This window comes from Corynebacterium sp. KPL4015 (assembly GCF_040225725.1).
Classification (GTDB): domain Bacteria; phylum Actinomycetota; class Actinomycetes; order Mycobacteriales; family Mycobacteriaceae; genus Corynebacterium; species Corynebacterium rhinophilum.
Genome location: NZ_JBEHGF010000004.1, coordinates 35,099 through 52,909, shown reverse-complemented (window position 1 = coordinate 52,909; position 17,811 = coordinate 35,099). Strand labels below are relative to the sequence as shown.

The window sequence follows — 17,811 nt, the reverse complement described above, 5'->3', positions numbered from 1 at the left end:
GGTGCTGAACAATTGAGACCACTACCCCTCGCCGAGCTAAGGACACCGTGACTTCTTCCTCCCGCGCCTATAAGCGCTCTCTCGAACCACACGATAAGGGCAGCGCCGTCGGGCTCTACCCGCACAGTATGCACCCGGGGTTGGTACCCGGCATCAGCGTTGAGGACCAACGCAATCGCTTCGGACTGGATAAATCGTTATTTTCCATCGCCGCTGTCCTCATCGTGGCCTTCATCATTTGGGGCATTACCATGCCCGATAACCTGGCCGCCGCCTCCTCCACCGCCTTTAACTGGGCCATCACCAATACCGGATGGCTGCTGAACATCACGATGCTGCTGGCCACCGTGACCATGGTCTATATCGGGTTCTCCCGCCTCGGCCGCATTAAGCTCGGCACGGATACGGAAACGCCCGAATTCAGCTACTTCAGCTGGGTAGCGATGATGTTTGGCGCCGGCATCGGCGTCGGCATCTTCTTCTACGGGCCCTCCGAGCCGCTGTCGCACTACCTCAGCCCTCCCCCGCACACCGTGGATAATGGCAGCTCCGTCGAGGCACTGCACCAGGCAATGGCCCAGTCGCACTTCCACTGGGGCATTTCCCCATGGGCGGCCTACGCCTTAGTCGGCGCGGCCATTGCCTATTCCTCCTACCGGCGCGGGCGCGTTCCCCTCATTTCTTCCATCTTCCAGCCGCTCTTCGGCTCCCGTGCCACGGACGGACCGCTAGGCAAGCTTATCGATGTCATGGCGCTTATCGCCACCCTCTTCGGCACCGCCGCTACCCTGGGGCTTTCTGCTATTCAAATCGGCCAAGGCGTCAGCATCATTCGCGGCGCAGGCCCCATGACCAATTCCGCGCTCATCATCGTCATCGCCGTTTTAGGCTGCGCGTTTATCATCTCCGCGGTCTCTGGCGTCGCGCGCGGCGTGCGCTACCTGTCCAATTTCAATATCACCTTGACCTTGGGGCTTATTGCCTTCGTATTCTTGGTCGGACCCACCCTATTGCTGCTGAACCTCATCCCTTCGGGCATCGTAACCTATATCGATCAATTCCTGCCCATGATGGCCAAGGGACTGTCCTGGGGCGATGAAACCATTGAATTCCAGTCCTACTGGACGGCGTTCTACTGGGCCTGGTGGATTGCATGGACGCCGTTTGTGGGCATGTTCGTCGCGCGCATCTCCCGCGGCCGCACCATTCGCGAATTCGCTGCCGTGACTATCTTCGCCCCCACCGCCATTTTGGCGTTGGCCTTTACCATCTTTGGTGGCACCGCCATTTCCTTCAACCAAGACAGCGTAGAGGGCTTCGACGGGGAATCCTCCAATGAACAGGTGCTCTTTTCGATGTTCCAGGATCTTCCCCTTGGCACCATCACCCCGTTTATCCTTTTGGTCATCCTCGCGGTCTTCTTTGTCACCTCGGCTGACTCTGCCTCCGTGGTCATGGGCACCATGTCCTCCAAGGGCGACCCAACCCCGAATAAGCTCATCGTCATCTTTTGGGGCCTGTGCATGATGGGCATCGCCATCGTCATGCTGCTAACCGGCGGCGAGGACGTGCTCACCGGCTTGCAAAACCTCACCATTCTGGCCGCCCTGCCCTTCTGCCTCGTGCTGCTGACCATGATGGTGGCGTTCATCAAGGATTTGCGCTCTGATCCGATGTTCATCCGCCGCACCTATGCCCGTTCGGCGATGGATAATGCGGTCATGCGGGGCATCGCAGAGCATGGCGATGAATTCGAGTTCTCCGTCCAACATGCCGAAGATGGCCGCGGGGCCGGCCACGACTTCGATTCCACCGCGGACCGTTATACAGAGTGGTACCAGCGCACGGACGAAGAAGGCGAAAACGTCGATTATGACTTCGAAACCGGCGAATGGTCCGATGGCTACGCCCCAGAGGATGAGGTGAAGTAATGGGTCTTCCCAGCGAAGTTGTCCTCGATGGCTACACCCTTATCGAGCAGCACGAGATTGACCACGAATTCTTATTGCGCGGCTCGCCGCTGAGCACGAACACTCCCCTGCTCTTCGCACTCACCATCGCCGGCATCGTACTCGTGGCCGCCAGTTTATTTCTACGCGGGCGCGGGCGGGTCATCGCCGGTGTATTGGGCGCGGTGCTCGCAGTAAGCAAGCTGTGGTGGATGCCTTTCGCCTTGGCACGACACTTCGATGACGGTCAGGTATTTGGCTATACGCTCAAGTACTTCCCGCAATACTGGCCGGTGGCCTCCATCATTGTCGGCGCCATCGCGCTCATCGGCCTGGTCTCCGCCGTTATCCGCCGGCATTAACCTCCGAGCACCGCAATCGCGATGTGAAATGCGCGTATTCACGTCGGCAGGCGAAAGGAACGCTGCTCAGCCCTCGGGCCGTCAACTGGCTTGTGCCTGCCACCACCCAGGCGCTCGCACACATCATTATTTCTGCACGCCGGCGGCCTCGCGCATGGCCTTGGTCTGCGCGGAAGGGTGCTCGTTTTCGGTGGCCAGTCGCTCGAAAGCCACGGCGGCGAGCGCTGCCGCCTGCATACCGAGCACGGAGTCATCAAAACGCATCATCGGCGAGTGGTTCCACTCGCGCTGGTTTTCGGGCGTAGAAGGGTTGGCCGTGCCCATCCACATAAACGTGCCCGGCACTTGGGAAAGAACATAGCCGAAGTCCTCGGAGGCCATCATCGGGGCTTCGAAGGGCTGCATGTTTTCTGCGCCAAACATCTGTCCCCACAGCGTGGCGGCGAATTGATTCTCCCGCGGGTTCGTCTTCGTCGTGGGATACAACACCTCGAAATCCACCTGCGCGGTGCAACGGTGCGAGGCGGCCACCGAGCTGGAGACCTCGGTGATCATTTGGCGGACGGCGTCGATCTTTTCATCGCGAAGCACGCGCACCGTCGCCCCCAGCGCCGCGCGATCTGGAATCGCGTTATACGCACCATTGCCTGCCCACAGGTTAGTCACGGTGATAACGATGGGCTCCAGCGCGTCGAAGCGGCGCGTCAGCGCGGTCTGCAGCGCCATCTGGATTTCCGCCAGCGCCGCGACGGGGTCAATGGCATCGTGCGGGCGGGACCCGTGCCCGCCCTTGCCCAGCACCGTAATGGTCAGGTTGGACGAGCTTGCCATCATCGGACCTGGAACATAGTGGAACGTGCCTCGGTCTTGCGGGCCGACGTGCAGGCCGTAGGCGGCGATTGGGCGTCGGCCAGCGGCATCGAGCACACCCTCCTCGATCATCGGTTGCGCACCGCCCGGGCCTTCCTCGCCGGGCTGGAACATAAAGGTGACATCGCCATGCAGCTCCTCGCGGTGCTCGCACAGCATGCGTGCAGCCCCAATCAGCCCCGCAGTATGCAGGTCATGGCCGCAGGCGTGCATGTATTCGTTGATCGACGCAAAGGGGCTGCCGGTCTGCTCATGCACCTCCAGCGCGTCCATATCCGCGCGTAGCAGCACCGATACCGGCCGCTCGCCGCGCTTGCCGCCGCGCAGCACCGCCACCACGGAGCTAAGATCCTGCCCCACATGGATCTCGAGTGGCAGTCCCTCGAGCGCTTCAAGAACCTTTTGCTGGGTGCGCGGCAGATGCAGCCCGATTTCCGGGTGGCGGTGCAAATCACGCCGGATTTCCTGCAGGTCCTTCACCATGTTTTCGCCCATGTCCTGAAAAATCTCCGTCGCCGGCTGCTTGCCGATGCGCGCCCTAGTTACCGGCAGCGGCGGCAGCTCCTGCGCTCGGCGCGGGACGGACTTACGGCCGGGGTGGTTGGGGCGGATAATTTTCGTGGGATCAGTCATATGGGCTCCTTTACTCGCTGTCATATTCGACAATACCGCAGGTTATCCACAGGGTGAATGGACGGCGAGACGCCAGGTGTGACGCATGGGGCGAGTTATCCACAGGCGGGGCGGAGCGGGCTTTCGCGCGGGTGTACGGTGGCTTAACCTCGCAGGCATGACCCGCTTGCAGGACTACGCCCGCCAATTAACCTCGCCGATGGAGCTTCTCGGCGAGGTCTTCGGCCTTACCGTGGCAGACCTGCGGCGGCTCGGCATTTCCCGGCAGGAATCGCGCGAATTGCTGCTGCTTGCCGATGCCTACTTCGGTCCCACCTCCTTTACCCGCCGCCAGCGCACATGCCGGGCGACCAAGCACTGCTTAACCACGCTCAAGTTGATTGAAAAATACGTCTCCCGCACCAAGACGAAACGGGATGCTTGGGCGCTGCGGGCGGAGTTGTGTGGGACTTCGGGGGACATCGACAAGCTGGCGCGCACCCGTCTCAAGGAGATGTATCCTCCCCGCCAGCCCCAGCGCGGGGTGCGCATGACCCGGCGAAAGGACGGGCCCTCCACGCTGTCGATTACCGGCGATTCCGATTTCATCGCAGACCTGCATTCCACCATTGGGGAGGATTCCCCGCTCGAGGCCGTCGACCGCATCTTCTTCCGCGGTGGTGCCACGCGCCCAGTGGCTAGCACCAATATCGTCATCCACCTCGATGAACTGGATCAAATCTTAAGCGGCGGCGGCGAAGAGGTCACGCTGCAGATGACCAATGGTGCCGAAATTTCCGGGGCCAAGTTGGTGGAGAAAAAGCTTGCCGAGGTCGGCCTTGTCACCCTCATCCATCCCTTCGAGGGCCCAGTCAACCTCTATAGGACTTCCAGGTTCGCTTCCGAAAAGCAGCGGCTGATGGCCGCCGCCGAAAACCCCTCCTGCCCGTGGGCAGAATGCAATTATCCGGCCGATAAATGCCAGGTCCACCATCTCCAGGCGTGGAAGCACGGCGGCGAGACGAATATGGACAACCTGACCATTGCTTGCCCCTATCACAACGGAGTCAACGACGATGACCCGCACGCCCCGCCGGTGCGCGGCCGCCTGCATCGCCATCGCGGCCGCATCGAATGGCTCCCGCCTTGGGCCTCGCCGCCCAGCTAGGTGCTCCCCTGGAAAGCGGCGCTCCGCCTGCTGTCGCTCTTCAACTTGCCACCACTTTTAGCAATCACTGGTCCAGCGGTTGCCAGTTTGGCGTGTCGTGGGCCCTGTGTGCTGGCGGTGCGTTTTGGTGTGCCTTCTCACAAGATCGAGGCAATGCCACGCCCTTTGCACTGCGGTGGAAGCAAATGCGTGGTTGGCCAGAGATTAGCTGGGCAGCGGGATTTTAGGCTTCGAGGAGGCTGCGGCCGAAATAATCGGAATCATCGGCAACGCCGGGAAGTGCGTAGAAATAGCCGCCGCCGTAGGGGCGGATATAATCAGCCAGCGGTTCGCCTTCGAGGCGTTTTTGCACCGTGATGAACTGTCGCTTCAAGTCCTGCTGGAAGGAGATAAACACCAGGCCCACGTCGAGGGTGCCATTATCGCGCACGCCATTGTCATAGTTATAAGCGCGGCGCAGCATCAACTGGTCAGCGGTTTCTGGGGTGCGAGGATTGGCCAGACGGATGTGGGCATCGGTGGGAATCACATCGCCGGTGGCATCATCGAGGTAATCTGGTTCGGCGTGCTCGTCGCCGCCCGATAGTGGGCCGCCGGTTACGCGGTCGCGGCCAAAGATTTGCTCCTGCTCGGCGATGGAAATGCGATCCCAAAACTCGGTGTACATGGCAATAAGCCGCACCGCCATATAGCTACCGCCCGCAGCCCAATCGGGCTCATCCGAACCGGCCCACACGAGCGAATCGTAGTCATCAGGGCCGGGATTGACGATGCCATCCTTAAACCCCAAATGATTGCGCTGCGTACCCGACGGCCGCGGGGAATTCATATAACCGTTCTGCCGCCAGCGCACTGCCACATCGCCGCGGGTATGGCGCAAAATATCGCGCAGCGCGTGGAGAACAGTATCGCGTTCATCGGCGCAAATCTGTAAAGCAAGGTCACCGTGACATTTTTCTTCTTGCAGGGTGTCATCAGCAAACGCTTCCATCGCGCGCAGGTGGGCGGGCTTGTAGGCGGCGAGGCCGAAGCGGGCATCGAAAAGCGAATCGCCCACAGCGAGGGTGATAGATAAGTGATCGGCCGGAAGCTCAGGGCCCAGCTCGCCCGAATCCATTGCCGGGTAAGCAATGCCATCGGGCGCGGGAGTGCCACCAGCGGTTAAGATGCGTGCCCTTTCACTTAGCGTGCGCAGGAGCTTGTCCAAACGGGCCTTTGTCTTGACCTGCACGTCCAACGCCACTATTTCCGAGTATTTCTGTGGGGGATTTATGATGCCTTGCTGGTGTTCGCCGTGAAAATCCAGCGCGCCCGGCTGATCCACGGAATCGGTGGTTTCGAGCGGAAGCGACGTGGACTGCGCTTCTGCTCCCGGGGCAGCTGCGCCTGCGGCCGCGGAGGCGGCGAGGCCAGACAGAAAAGAGCGGCGGGAAAAGCTAAACGGGCACGGCACTAGTTCATCCTCCGGATAACGGTCATGGTGGCAACTGGGGCGAGCAGCTCATTCGCCTTGGCGACGCCCGCCTGTAAGCGCAATCGGTCCTCCTGTGTCCAGTTGGCGAAAGCCACGCTAGAAGCACCACCGTATTTATCGTCGAATTCCTCAGCAAGGGAGTCCAAATCCGCGAGCTGGTCGTAGATGGGAGCGGTGTCTAAACCGCGATCCTCGACCAAAGCGCGCACGGGATCCAGCGTTTGCCGCGTCGATGTAATGATTCCGCGCAGGGCGGTAGGCAGGGCGTGGGCGCCGAAATCGCGCTCGCCGCGCAGGTCAAAACGCTCGAACTCCTCCATCACCTCATGCGCGCGCAGCCCATAATCCGGGGCGGGAATGGCAAAATGGGAGGTGTCGAGGGCGTGGGCGGTCTGGTCGGTGGCATCGGCAAGCGCGGCGGCGGGCTGGGTAGCATCGCTCGGCGGGCGATTGGACCACAGGATGCGCTCGATGTCTTCGTAGCCCTCCAAATCCGGGCCGGGCCACTCCGCGCTGGAATCGTCGAAGGAGCGATAATACTCTAGGTAGTCCAGGTAGGCGGCTTGGGCGGCGGGGCGGGAGGAAGAAGTGGCATCGGCAAGCGCATGCGCGCGCTTTTGCAACTCAGGCACGCGCTTTTTCTGGTTTTCAGCCTGCTTGATGGACACCGCGGCGACCTCGTGATCCGTAATGGGGACCATCTTGGGCGCATTCGTAACGGTGGACCCCGTCACCGTGAAAACGTCGGACTCCACGGCGGAATCGTTGTGGAAGACGCAGGTCAGGTGGTAGGTTCCGTCCTCCAGCTGCGGGTTCCACTCGCGAACGGCAGGGGTGCCGATGCGCTCGAGAACCTGGTAGGCATTGCCCTTGTCATCGGAAACGTAGACCGTGAGGGCAAGCCCGGTGGTGTTATTAATCTTCCATTTCGCCTCACCCTGCACATCCTCAGGCGCCGGGCAAGAATACACATCGCGCACGGCGAGCTCGCGTGTGGGCTGCTCACTGCCCTGCCCACTGAGCGTGGCCTGGGCACCCGTTTGCGGGATGGAGAGCCCAACGGCGAGCGCGAATGCGGTGGCGAAACGGGAAATCTTCATAAATTAGAAAGGCAGGTTCTTCAAATCCAGGCCGGGGTGACCACTCATGAGCCAGCCGATGATGCCGGCGGCTACGCCCAGTGCAGCGAGGATGCCGATGATGCCTACCTTGGAGGAACCGGAAGCGGCGTGGTTAGTATCCGGCTGCTGGGCCTTATCCAGCGTGGTCACGGCAGGAACGCCCTGCTCGGTGACCTTGGTGTCATTCATGCCATCGACAACCGGCTTCAGGTTGGTGCCAGCGCGCGAGGTGTCATCCACGCGCTCTACGGAGTCATAATCCTGCGCCACAGTGCCATCGGTTTCATTGAGGAAGAGCTTCGGGGCCTTCTCCGCAACCGCGAAGTCGAACATGCCGGTGAGCTCACCCGCGCGGTCATCGAAGGAATCGCCGCCCAAGCGGCCGAGGCCCCAGTTGTCCTGGATGAACTTGGTCACCGAGGTCTGCTCGGTATAGGTGGAATCGATGTGGTTGGTCTTGGCATAGGGAGATACCACCAACAGCGGCTGGCGAGTACCGGGGCCGCACTGGCCGTTCTTATCACCCTTGATGCCTACCTTCGCGGCAGCGGCGGTGCAGATTTCCTTGTCCTGGTGCGGATCAGTGGAGCCGTTGAGGATTTCCGGCGCCTTGTGGTCGTACCAGCCATCGGAATCGTCGTAGGCGATGACGACTGCGGTGGAATCCCACTCCGGGGAGTTTTGCAGCTCGTTGATGTAGTGGGTGATAAACGCTTGCTCATCCAGCGGATTGGAGTAGCCAGCGTGGCCATCCTGGTAATTGGCGGCCTTGAGGAAGGAGACGGAAGGCAGATTGCCCTGCTCGATGGCGGTATCGAAGTCCGCGAGGTCGTACTGGTGATTTGCCTGGTCGGTCTTGCCAATCATGTCATCGCTGGACGGGGCCAGGTGGTGTGGGTTGGCGGTAGAGGCGTAGTACTGGAACGGCTCGTGGTGCGGGTTGTAGTCCGTCTGGTTCTGGCCGGTCAGTGTGGTGTGCGAAGAACCGCAGCGGGCGCGGGAGTCCTTCGTTGCCTCATCGGTGGGGCGGAATCCGCCTTGGAACCAGCCCCAAGTGACGTCCTTATCGTTGAGCTGGTCACCAATGTTCTTGGAGTGCATAGCGGTGACCTGGTTGGTACCGGCGGAGGACTTATTGGAGCAGTCATCGAAAAGCGGGTCTGGGTCGCCCACCACGGTGGCGGTAGACCCGTCCTCGGATACGCCGGCCAGGGCGTGGTTCTTGCCATCCTCGATTTTCTGCTGGTCGCCCGTGGCTGGGTCGTGCATGGTGGCATCCGCAACGGTGCCGGAAATCAGGTTCAGCGCGCCCGGGGTGGAGGGGCCGAAGATGGTGGAAAAGCTATTGTCATTCAGCGCGAAATTCTGCGCGTAGTTCCACATGCCGGTCACGGTATTTCCGTCGTAGTATCCCATGGTCATGCCGGGAGTGGCGTAGGAGCCTTCGCCATACTTATCGATGTCCGTGGACACCGTCTCCGGGAATTTGTCCATCTTTCCGCCGTTGTAGGCTTCCTGCTCATCGGCGTAGTGGTGGTTCTGGTCCGTTGTTACGGCGTGTTCGGGAGCGATGCGGAAGGGTTTGATGGAGTTGGGGTTCTTCTCCCCCAGCAGGTCAGCATTTTCGAGGTTTTCTGCCCGTGGAGTGTCGGCCTTGGCGGTGAACTTAGGGGCGGGTTTCTCGCTGCCCTGCAGCTTCTCGTCGTCGTTATTTGCGGCGTTCGGGTAGGTGCCGAAGTAGTGGTCGAAGGAAATGTTTTCGGAGTAAATGACCACGACGTGATCGATGGGGGTCTTGGTTTCTGCCTGTGCGATACCGGGGACCAAGGAGGTCGTAGCAGCGGCTGCGGCGCACACTGCCACAGCGCGAGAGCGAAGCTTCATCTTATTTTCCGCCTTAAGTTAAACGAGTGAAACAAAGAGGGAGAAAGTGGCTGTGGCTCGCCGAAGAGTCATCGGTCGCTTTCGAATCGAAATTAAACGCCGTGAAACCATAAACCGCAAACACTCAAAAAGGGCATTCCCAGTCTCAGGAATGCCCTATAGGTGCTGCTCAGTCTCGCTTTTAGGCGGCAGCCACCGCGGAGATTGTTAACTGAAAGTTAAAGTACTATTACGCTGCGCTTTCCAGTGCTTAGTCGTCCGCGTCCGTCGACAGCGCCGCCACGAAGGCCTCCTGCGGCACCGACACGGAGCCCAAGGTCTTCATGCGCTTTTTACCCGCCTTCTGCTTTTCCAGCAGCTTGCGCTTACGCGAGATATCGCCGCCGTAGCACTTGGCCAGCACGTCCTTGCGCATGGCGCGGATGTTTTCGCGGGCGATGACTTTGGTACCAATGGCCGCCTGGACTGGGACCTCGAATTGCTGGCGCGGGATGAGCTCCTTGAGCTTCTTAGTCATCTTATTGCCATACCACTGGGCGGAATCGCGGTGGATGATGGCGGAGAAAGCATCCACCGGGTCGCCGTTGAGGAGGATATCGACCTTAACGAGGTCAGACTGCTGCTCGCCGGCCTCCTCATAGTTGAGCGAGGCGTAGCCCTTGGTGCGGGATTTCAACATGTCGAAGAAATCAAAGATGATTTCGCCCAAGGGCATGGTGTAGCGCAGCTCCACGCGGTCTTCGGACAGGTAATCCATCCCGCCCATCTGACCGCGCTTGGATTGGCAGAGCTCCATGGTTGGGCCGACGAACTGCTCGGGCACGATAACGGTCATGGAAACAATGGGCTCGTAGACCTCGTTGAGCTTGCCTTCCGGCCAATCTGAAGGGTTGTGAACCCAGCTTTCCTCGCCGTCTTCTGCCACCACGCGGTAGGTCACGGACGGGGCGGTAGAAATCAGGTCGAGGCCAAACTCGCGCTCCAGGCGGTCGCGGGTGATCTCCATGTGCAGCAGGCCCAAGAAGCCGCAGCGGAAGCCAAAGCCAAGGGCGACGGAGGTCTCGGGCTCGAAGGTCAAGGAGGCATCGTTAAGCTGCAGCTTTTCTAACGCATCGCGCAGGTCGGGGAAATCGGCCTGGGAGATGGGGAAAAGCCCGGAATAAACCATTGGATCGGGATCCTTGTAGCCCTTCAGCGGGGTCTCGGCGCCGCCGTGGGACCAGGTAACGGTATCGCCCACCTTAGTCTCGCGCACGTCCTTCACGCCGGTAATAAGGTAGCCCACTTCGCCGGGGCCCAATCCCTCGCACTTTTGCATCGTGGGCGAGACGATGCCGATTTCCAGCAGCTCGTGGTTGGCGTTGGTGGACATCATCGTCACCTTCTGGCGCGGGGTGAGCTTGCCATCCACCATGCGGATATAGGTCACCACGCCGCGATAAGTGTCATAGACGGAGTCAAAAATCATCGCGCGCGCGGGCGCATCGGGCGCATGCTCCGAGGAAGGCGGCGGCACCAACTCGCAGACCTTATCGAGCAGCTCAACCACGCCTTCGCCGGTCTTGCCCGATACCTTCAACACTTCCTCGGGCTCGCAGCCGATGATATTCGCGATTTCCAGCGCGTACTTATCCGGATCCGCCGCGGGCAGGTCGATCTTATTGAGCACTGGGATGATTTCCAGGTCATTTTCCATCGCCAGGTACAGGTTGGCGAGGGTTTGGGCTTCGATGCCCTGGGCGGCATCGACAAGCAGGATGGCTCCCTCACACGCCTCGAGCGCGCGGGAGACCTCGTAGGTAAAGTCCACGTGGCCGGGCGTATCGATCATCTGCATGACGATCTGCTCGCCTGCCGATGCCCCAGATTGCGGCACCCACGGCAGGCGCACGTTCTGCGCCTTAATCGTAATGCCGCGTTCGCGCTCGATATCCATATTATCGAGGAACTGGTCACGCATATCGCGCTCCGCAACCACCTTAGATAGCTGCAGGATGCGGTCTGCCAGCGTCGACTTTCCGTGGTCGATGTGAGCAATAATGCAGAAGTTACGGATCCGGGAGGGATCCGTAAACGTCGTGGCCGCAAAGTTTTCAGACATACGTCTACAATAGTCGACATGAATTCCGGCATGCTCACCCGTCTGCGCGAGGCGCTCGGAATCAGCGAGCGCGAGCCCGTGGACTCTGGCCTCAACCGCATCAACTCCCAGTTAGGGCTGGACAGATCCCCCCAAAGCCACGAGCCGCGCAAGGCCGCCTCCATCCAGGTCGAGGCCACTGCGGCGCATCCCCGTTCCATCTTCTTCTCCCCCGATATGGACGGCCAGGCCGATTCTGGCGAGGTCGTGTGGGTGTGGACGCCTTCGGAAGGCAAGCAGTCCCCTCCCCGCGAGCGCGCTATCTTGGTGGTCGGGCGCACCCGCACCACCGTGACCGGCCTGCTCATTTCCGCCAACCCAGAGCATGCGCTTGACGATGCCTGGCTGGAAATCGGCTGCGGCGAATGGGACGCCTCCGGGCGCAATTGTTGGGTGCGCTTGGACCGTTTATTGGAGGTTTCCGAGGAGCAGGTGCGCCGGCAGGGCATCCTTTTTCCAGAACGCAGGTTCGAAAGGATTGCCAACCGCTTGCGCTCGCGCTATCACTGGGCGTAGTTCTGCGGCGCGGCGCCCGCAGACTTGGCTCGTGCGCGGTTGCGCTGCTATTATTTGCAAGTTACTTACTTTCCGGGCGCGTTGGTCGGGGCGGGCAGGACCTTGGGTTCGCTCTTCGAATACCAACGCCGAGCGGTTTCCCGCCCTTGGCGGGGATCGCGGGACACGTCCGGCGGGTTTGTTTCTGAATCAATCATCTTCGATTATCAAGAGGTATTTTTCATGGCTAATATCAAGTCCAAGCAGAAGCGCGTTCTGACCAACGAGAAGTCTCGTCAGCGCAACAAGAGCGTGCGTTCCGCGGTTCGCACCGAGATCCGCAAGTTCCACGCAGCCGTAGAGACTGGTGACAAGGCTGCAGCTGAAAAGCAGCTGCGCGTTGCTTCCCGTGCGCTGGATAAGTCCGTTTCCAAGGGCGTCTTCCACCGCAATGCTGCTGCTAACAAGAAGTCCGGTTTGGCTACCGCCTTCAACAAGATGGACTAGTAACTAGCCTTCTTGTCTCCCCCGAACAAAGCGCTGCCTGCGTGCAGCGGCTTGTTCGGGGGATTTTTATTGCGCCGTTTTCATTGCTCGTGATGAGCCTAGGCTAGATCATCGGCAAAGTAGGCCTCGAAGATCTTGCCTGCATCTGCATAGGCCACCGACAATGATGTCCGGCCATGGGTTTCCACAAAAGTCTGGATGGCGGTTTGAAACTGCGTGTGGATGATATTGACCGCCGGGATGAGCCGAGAATCCGAGGCCCTCCACCCCTCGCGGGCTTGCAATGCTCGGCGGATGTGCATCATGACGCGCTCGTTTCGGCGCCAGTACATGGACAATAATTTCCCATCCTGGGAGAGTGCTCGGGCGGTCAATTGGGAGATTTCTGGGAAATGATCGTTGCCCACAGCGTGCTCGAATTCCGCGTTTGCCATGATTGCAGAATCCTCCCGCAAGCTGCCGGTGGGCAGGCCAGCGGCGAAGTTTTGCAATTGTTGGTCGAACTTTTCCGAAACTTCCGGGCCGAGTACCGCTGACTCCTTGTCCTTGACGTAGTTAAAGAGGGTGCGCCGAGATATCCCGACGTCGTGCGCAAGCTCTTCCATGGTGAACCCGTCATACCCGTGGTCAATGACAAGCCGCAGCGCTGCGACGCGGATCTCTGAAATGCGCGGCATACTCTCTCCCCTCTTCCTCACGATATTCAACCCGTGGAAACCCAACAATTCAACCCCATAAATATGGTATTTTTCTTCACTTTATAGTCTTTCTGCCCACCAAGAAAACCGACCCTTGGTAGGCTTCCCTAACCTCCTTAAATCGCCGAAGTTACAGCATGTCAACGCGGCGTTCCCAACCCACGACGGCGAACCAGACGCCGAATCAAGCACTAAAGCAGGCGCTGGAGCAGGTGCTTGATCACCGTGATATTTTGCGCTGCAACACTTAGTTTATGGGCTTGTATGTTCGAAAGGGTGATGGTGTTCGTGTCTGCGGGGGCGGCTAAGATAGGTGACCAATGAACAACGTCAAGCCTCTGGTGAAATGGGCCGGCGGGAAACGCCAGCTCTTGCCGCATATTCACGCCGCCCTGCCCGCTGGGACACCGCGGCGTTATTATGAACCCTTCATCGGCGGTGGCGCGGTTTTATTTTCGCTCACTCCGGCCGCAGCGCGGGTCAATGACCTCAACTCGGAGCTCATCAATTTATATGAGGTAGTGCGCGAAGGCGTCGAAGAACTCATTAGCCTGGTATCGACCTACCCGAACGACGCGGATTTTTTCTATCAGCTGCGCGCGGTAGACCGCGATGCAGAACGGTTCGCGGCGCTATCTGCTACAGAGCGCGCCGCGCGGACGCTGTATCTGAATAAGACCTGCTATAACGGCCTGTACCGGGTAAATTCCGCGGGGCAATTCAATGCGCCTTTTGGCCGTTATAAGAACCCCACCATCTGTGATGCGGATACGCTGCGCGGGGTCCACCAGTATTTTTGGGACAATGACATCACCTTCACGCAGGGCGATTTCGCTGCGGCGGTAGCAGATGCCGGTGAAGGTGACTTTGTCTATTTCGATCCGCCTTATGACCCGGTCAACGTCACCAGCTCCTTTACCGGTTATCAAAAGGGCGGTTTTGACCGCGCGGAGCAAGAGCGCTTGAAGGCGGTGTGCGATGACCTCAATGCCCGCGGCGTGAAATTCCTCCTGTCCAATTCCGCCACGGAGTTCATCCGCGACCTCTACGCAGATTATTCCATCGACACCGTTGCGGCCACCCGCGCCATCAATTCCGTGGGATCACGCCGCGGCAAGGTAGATGAAGTGCTCGTGCGCAATTACGAGGTGGGCCATGAGTAAAGCACCGAGCACCCAGGAGCAGCGGGAGCTTCGCGCGCTTTTCGGAGTCCCAGAGGGCGAAAAGCTTGGCCTCGATGATTGGGGATGGCTGCGCATCATGGCCGCAGGGCGTGGCGAGGAGCTGGAAGAAAACGGATACTTCTACCTCACGGCCAAAGAGCTAAAAGAGCTTTCCGGCCGGGAACCGCGGCTGATGGCCAAGCACGATTTTTCTACCTCGCGCCCGTGGATTTTCAAAGAACTGGGTTTGGGTATTCTCCCGGTTAGCCGCAGCGAATACTTCGTCGGGCCGTTGGACCTGTACGAACGGTTCCCGGAACCGACCCACGCCGGGCCGAGTTCTGTGCGCACGTTGGACATGCCAGCCGGCCTTGACACCCTTGACATCGAGAGCGTGAACTCGGAATCGATGGCGTTAAATGTGGCATCGGCAAGCGGCATGCTTGAGCACTTCTTGGGATGCGAACCATTGCAGGCCACCGTCGCCGGGCGCATGTCGTCGCTGGAAATGACGATTCCAGTGCCGGATCTGGAGCTGGAAGTCAAGGTCGACCGCGCGCAGATGGAAATCGACGGCGGCTTCGAATCGCTCGAGCATTTGGTGCTGGTGGAGGCGAAAAATCACATCTCCGAAGATTTCAATATCCGGCAATTGTATTTTCCGTACCGACGCTTCCAGCAGTGGCTATCTAAGGCAGTGGTGCCCGTGTTTTTGGTCTACTCGAATGGGATTTTCCACCTGTATCGGTACGATTTCAGTGCTCCCGCGGATTTCCGCAGCATCGCGCTGGTAGACCACGCCCGCTACGCGCTTAGCGCTTCGCACCTCAGCGTGGATGATGCGCTGGGCATTATTGGCTCCGTCGAGGCTGAGCTGGAGCCGGCGGGGATTCCCTTCCCGCAGGCCAATAGCTTCGAGCGCGTGGTCAACCTGGTGGAGCTCATTGCGCAGCAGCCGATGAGCAAGGAGGAAATTGCGGAGCAGTACGACTTCCATCTGCGCCAGGCAGACTATTACGCCAATGCGGCCTGCTATCTCGGGCTGCTGGCGCTTGCCGATGGCCACTATCAGCTCACCCCTCGCGGCGAAAAGGCCATCACACAGCCGCGGCGCGATGGGCGCAATGCTGCCCTGCTGCGCGCGTTGGCGGCGCGGCGGGTATTCCGCCAGGCTCTGGAGATGAGCCTGCGGCGCGGGAAGGTGGCCGAGACGCACGAGATTGCGGCGTCGATAGAAGGACTCGGCCTGGGCGCTGGCACGGCGAGGCGGAGGGCCTCGACGGTGGCGCGGTGGATCCAGTGGGCGCTGGATGTGGTGGCAGAGGGCGAACCTGAGACTCTGCCGGGGCTTTAAGCCACGAGCTGTTGTACACCAGCGACCACGAGCGCGACGCCGGCGATGATGAAGAACAGGCCCGATCCGATATCGATCCACGGACCGGCAGCGATGAGCTTGCGGCGCACCGCATTCGTGGAAATCACCGTGGCCACCACGAGGAAGAAGGCGAAGGCCGATAGCGCCAGCGCCAGGGTTAAGGCGATGGCCAACCACAACGGTGGGGATGCCGGCAGCTGCGGGGCGATCATGGCGGCGAGGAACAACACGATCTTCGGATTGGACAGGTTCGTTGCCAGCCCCATCTTGAAGGAATGGCGCAGCCGGCCCAGTTTGGCCTCGGCGTCCTCCAAATCAACGGGCGGGTTGGTGCGCTGTTCGAGGCCGCTGCGCAGCGCCCGCCATCCCATGAAGACGAGGAAGCTGCCGCCGATGGCCTGGACCGCCCCTAAGATTCCGGGGAAGGCGGTCAGAAGGGCGGCCGCGCCAAAGACCGTGGCACCGCACCAGAACAACACGCCGATTTGAATGCCCGCGGCCGCAGCGATGGCGTGGCGGCGCGACTTGGTGGCATAGCGGGTGACCAGGATGATATCTGGGCCTGGCGAGGCCACGCCCACCAGGTTCATCAGGAGAATGGTGAAAAAGGAAGTCCAGCTCACTGCGCGGACTCGCCTTCCAGGCGGCTGAGCAGAGCCTCGCGGCCAAACATGCGGGCCGAATCGATGGCGGTTGGCTGGCCGGCGGTAGCGGAGGCGCCGGCGTTTAGGAGGGCATCGATAACCGCGTCTTCTTTTTTGAAGATCGCACCTGCCAGGGGCGATTGGCCGCGATCATTGAGCAAGTTCACGTCGGCACCGGCGCCCGCCAGCGCGGTAACAAGTTCCGCATGGCCGTGGTAGGCGGCAAGCATGAGAAAAGACTGGCCGTCTTGGTTGACCAGATTGATATTGACGCCCTGGTCAATATAGTTCAGGAGATCGGGGTTTCCCTCCCGCGCCATGTCAAAGAGCCGACCGGCGAATTCTTGCACTTGTTCCTCAGACATGGGCTCTAGCTTAACGTGCCAATTCCGCGACTCGTTTTACGGCCGCCTCAACGGCGAATTCGGGCTCACCACCTTGGCCTTTAACGGCGGCGTCCAGTTCGGAGACGAGGATGACGGCGGCGGTGATGTCATCGGCGGTCCAGCGCCTAGCTACCGGTTGGGTCATTTTCACCACATACGGGGCAAGCCCGGTTTGGCTGGCAAGTGTGTACTGGTCCCCGCGGGCGGAATACAGGCGCGCGATGGCGCCGACCTTATTGGCCAAGGCCGCAGCGATGGCCACGGGGCTGGCGCCGAGCTGGAGGGCGCGCCGGCAGGTGGAGACGGCAGCCTCGACGCGGCCGGCGACGGCGGCATCGGCAATGTCCCAGTTGGCAACCTCGGCCACGCCGACGTAATAATTGCGCACCGCTTCCTGCGTCACGTTGCCACCGGTATCGGCCACGAGCTGGGAGATGGCGGAGGCAAGCTCGCGGAGGTCGGAGCCGACGCCGTCGAGTACCGCGTGCACGACGTCCGGGGTGGGGCGAACGCCGTGGGAGGCAAACTCGCGGGTGGCCCACTGCCCCAGCTCATTGGGGTAGAGCGAAAAGACCTCGTGCACCTCCGCAATCTTGCGCAGCTTCGCCACTAGCTCGGGCGACTTCTTTTTTTTCTTCAGCGTCTTCGCGGCCACGGAGTAGACCACCACCATGGTCATGCCCGGCGCGGGATTGGCGCAGGCGCGCAGGATGATATCGACTACCTCTTTCCCGGCGCGTTCGCAGTCCGTGATGACGATGACGCGGTTATCGCCAAACAGCGACGGGCTGGTGGCCTCCAGGATTTCGCCCTCGGAAACCTCGGAGGCCTTGAGCATCATCAATTCGGGGCGATTGGCCTCGACTTCGGCCGCGGCCTTGTGAATGGTGTGGCGGGCGCGTTCGGTGAGGAATTCATCGTCGCCGAGAATGAGGTGTACGGGAGGCATGTCCATCATTTTAG

16 protein-coding genes are annotated in these 17,811 nt (G+C 60.4%); 7 read left to right on the top strand and 9 right to left on the bottom strand.

Going from position 1 to position 17,811, the window contains the following annotated elements; translation table 11 throughout:
* Positions 1 to 128 precede the first annotated feature (128 nt).
* Positions 129 to 1,931 carry a BCCT family transporter gene (locus tag ABRP64_RS02515; RefSeq protein ID WP_349865346.1) on the top strand — a complete coding sequence of 601 codons (1,803 nt, stop codon included), beginning with the start codon at positions 129 to 131 and terminating at the stop codon, positions 1,929 to 1,931.
* Complete coding sequence (locus ABRP64_RS02510) at positions 1,931 to 2,311, top strand: cell division FtsX domain-containing protein (RefSeq protein WP_296087247.1); 381 nt, start codon at positions 1,931 to 1,933, stop codon at positions 2,309 to 2,311. Before ABRP64_RS02515 ends, ABRP64_RS02510 begins: the two co-directional genes overlap by 1 nt.
* A gap of 126 nt (positions 2,312 to 2,437) precedes the next feature.
* On the opposite strand, the gene ABRP64_RS02505 is transcribed toward ABRP64_RS02510, so the two are convergent.
* Complete coding sequence (locus ABRP64_RS02505; RefSeq protein ID WP_284852262.1) at positions 2,438 to 3,814, bottom strand: M20 metallopeptidase family protein; 1,377 nt, start codon at positions 3,812 to 3,814, stop codon at positions 2,438 to 2,440.
* Between the two features lie 157 nt (positions 3,815 to 3,971).
* Here ABRP64_RS02505 and ABRP64_RS02500 point away from each other — a divergent pair, with 157 nt between their 5' ends.
* A complete protein-coding gene (locus ABRP64_RS02500) occupies positions 3,972 to 4,961 on the top strand; it encodes an HNH endonuclease signature motif containing protein (protein WP_284852263.1) in 990 nt (329 codons plus the stop codon).
* A 223-nt stretch (positions 4,962 to 5,184) separates the two neighbouring features.
* Here the strand turns inward: ABRP64_RS02500 and efeB are convergent, their stop codons facing one another.
* The 4 genes from efeB to lepA all read right to left on the bottom strand — a co-directional run bounded on the left by efeB (position 5,185) and on the right by lepA (position 11,541).
* Positions 5,185 to 6,414 carry an iron uptake transporter deferrochelatase/peroxidase subunit gene (gene efeB, locus ABRP64_RS02495; protein WP_349865297.1) on the bottom strand — a complete coding sequence of 410 codons (1,230 nt, stop codon included), beginning with the start codon at positions 6,412 to 6,414 and terminating at the stop codon, positions 5,185 to 5,187.
* Positions 6,414 to 7,535 (bottom strand): EfeM/EfeO family lipoprotein, encoded by a 1,122-nt coding sequence (locus ABRP64_RS02490; protein ID WP_349865295.1) that lies wholly within the window; start codon positions 7,533 to 7,535, stop codon positions 6,414 to 6,416. The genes efeB and ABRP64_RS02490 overlap by 1 nt, the downstream gene beginning before the upstream one ends.
* Positions 7,536 to 7,538: 3 nt before the next feature.
* Positions 7,539 to 9,440: a phospholipase C gene (locus tag ABRP64_RS02485; RefSeq protein ID WP_284852265.1), complete on the bottom strand. Its 1,902-nt coding sequence runs from the start codon at positions 9,438 to 9,440 to the stop codon at positions 7,539 to 7,541.
* A 250-nt stretch (positions 9,441 to 9,690) separates the two neighbouring features.
* Positions 9,691 to 11,541 carry a translation elongation factor 4 gene (lepA, locus tag ABRP64_RS02480; protein WP_284770242.1) on the bottom strand — a complete coding sequence of 617 codons (1,851 nt, stop codon included), beginning with the start codon at positions 11,539 to 11,541 and terminating at the stop codon, positions 9,691 to 9,693.
* Between the two features lie 18 nt (positions 11,542 to 11,559).
* Between lepA and ABRP64_RS02475 the strand changes: the two genes are divergently transcribed.
* Positions 11,560 to 12,096: a type II toxin-antitoxin system PemK/MazF family toxin gene (locus tag ABRP64_RS02475; RefSeq protein WP_284770241.1), complete on the top strand. Its 537-nt coding sequence runs from the start codon at positions 11,560 to 11,562 to the stop codon at positions 12,094 to 12,096.
* A 222-nt stretch (positions 12,097 to 12,318) separates the two neighbouring features.
* Positions 12,319 to 12,582, top strand: coding sequence for a 30S ribosomal protein S20 (rpsT, locus tag ABRP64_RS02470; protein ID WP_023023493.1), 264 nt, complete (start codon positions 12,319 to 12,321; stop codon positions 12,580 to 12,582).
* A 98-nt stretch (positions 12,583 to 12,680) separates the two neighbouring features.
* On the opposite strand, the gene ABRP64_RS02465 is transcribed toward rpsT, so the two are convergent.
* Positions 12,681 to 13,259: a TetR/AcrR family transcriptional regulator gene (locus ABRP64_RS02465; RefSeq protein ID WP_349865292.1), complete on the bottom strand. Its 579-nt coding sequence runs from the start codon at positions 13,257 to 13,259 to the stop codon at positions 12,681 to 12,683.
* Between the two features lie 341 nt (positions 13,260 to 13,600).
* Here ABRP64_RS02465 and ABRP64_RS02460 point away from each other — a divergent pair, with 341 nt between their 5' ends.
* Entirely contained in the window at positions 13,601 to 14,443 is an 843-nt protein-coding gene (locus tag ABRP64_RS02460; RefSeq protein WP_284770239.1) for a DNA adenine methylase, read from the top strand.
* Positions 14,436 to 15,797 (top strand): type II restriction enzyme, encoded by a 1,362-nt coding sequence (locus ABRP64_RS02455; RefSeq protein WP_349865291.1) that lies wholly within the window; start codon positions 14,436 to 14,438, stop codon positions 15,795 to 15,797. The genes ABRP64_RS02460 and ABRP64_RS02455 overlap by 8 nt, the downstream gene beginning before the upstream one ends.
* Here ABRP64_RS02455 and ABRP64_RS02450 read toward each other — a convergent pair.
* From ABRP64_RS02450 to holA, 3 genes are read right to left on the bottom strand one after another with little or no spacing between them, the layout of a single operon-like run.
* Positions 15,794 to 16,441 (bottom strand): LysE family translocator, encoded by a 648-nt coding sequence (locus tag ABRP64_RS02450; protein WP_284770237.1) that lies wholly within the window; start codon positions 16,439 to 16,441, stop codon positions 15,794 to 15,796. The two genes, ABRP64_RS02455 and ABRP64_RS02450, sit on opposite strands and share 4 nt — an antisense overlap.
* Positions 16,438 to 16,827, bottom strand: coding sequence for an ankyrin repeat domain-containing protein (locus tag ABRP64_RS02445; protein WP_349865289.1), 390 nt, complete (start codon positions 16,825 to 16,827; stop codon positions 16,438 to 16,440). The genes ABRP64_RS02450 and ABRP64_RS02445 overlap by 4 nt, the downstream gene beginning before the upstream one ends.
* A gap of 10 nt (positions 16,828 to 16,837) precedes the next feature.
* Positions 16,838 to 17,806 (bottom strand): DNA polymerase III subunit delta, encoded by a 969-nt coding sequence (gene holA, locus ABRP64_RS02440; protein WP_349865287.1) that lies wholly within the window; start codon positions 17,804 to 17,806, stop codon positions 16,838 to 16,840.
* Positions 17,807 to 17,811 lie beyond the last annotated feature (5 nt).

Excerpts from the sequence above, each read along its gene's own strand:
- ABRP64_RS02515 (WP_349865346.1), top strand. The coding sequence starts at position 129 with ATGCACCCGGGGTTGGTACCCGGCATCAGCGTTGAGGACCAACGCAAT.
- ABRP64_RS02510 (WP_296087247.1), top strand. The coding sequence starts at position 1,931 with ATGGGTCTTCCCAGCGAAGTTGTCCTCGATGGCTACACCCTTATCGAG.
- ABRP64_RS02505 (WP_284852262.1), bottom strand. The coding sequence starts at position 3,814 with ATGACTGATCCCACGAAAATTATCCGCCCCAACCACCCCGGCCGTAAG.
- ABRP64_RS02500 (WP_284852263.1), top strand. The coding sequence starts at position 3,972 with ATGACCCGCTTGCAGGACTACGCCCGCCAATTAACCTCGCCGATGGAG.
- ABRP64_RS02490 (WP_349865295.1), bottom strand. The coding sequence starts at position 7,535 with ATGAAGATTTCCCGTTTCGCCACCGCATTCGCGCTCGCCGTTGGGCTC.
- ABRP64_RS02485 (WP_284852265.1), bottom strand. The coding sequence starts at position 9,440 with ATGAAGCTTCGCTCTCGCGCTGTGGCAGTGTGCGCCGCAGCCGCTGCT.
- lepA (WP_284770242.1), bottom strand. The coding sequence starts at position 11,541 with ATGTCTGAAAACTTTGCGGCCACGACGTTTACGGATCCCTCCCGGATC.
- ABRP64_RS02475 (WP_284770241.1), top strand. The coding sequence starts at position 11,560 with ATGAATTCCGGCATGCTCACCCGTCTGCGCGAGGCGCTCGGAATCAGC.
- rpsT (WP_023023493.1), top strand. The coding sequence starts at position 12,319 with ATGGCTAATATCAAGTCCAAGCAGAAGCGCGTTCTGACCAACGAGAAG.
- ABRP64_RS02465 (WP_349865292.1), bottom strand. The coding sequence starts at position 13,259 with ATGCCGCGCATTTCAGAGATCCGCGTCGCAGCGCTGCGGCTTGTCATT.
- ABRP64_RS02460 (WP_284770239.1), top strand. The coding sequence starts at position 13,601 with ATGAACAACGTCAAGCCTCTGGTGAAATGGGCCGGCGGGAAACGCCAG.
- ABRP64_RS02455 (WP_349865291.1), top strand. The coding sequence starts at position 14,436 with ATGAGTAAAGCACCGAGCACCCAGGAGCAGCGGGAGCTTCGCGCGCTT.
- ABRP64_RS02445 (WP_349865289.1), bottom strand. The coding sequence starts at position 16,827 with ATGTCTGAGGAACAAGTGCAAGAATTCGCCGGTCGGCTCTTTGACATG.
- holA (WP_349865287.1), bottom strand. The coding sequence starts at position 17,806 with ATGATGGACATGCCTCCCGTACACCTCATTCTCGGCGACGATGAATTC.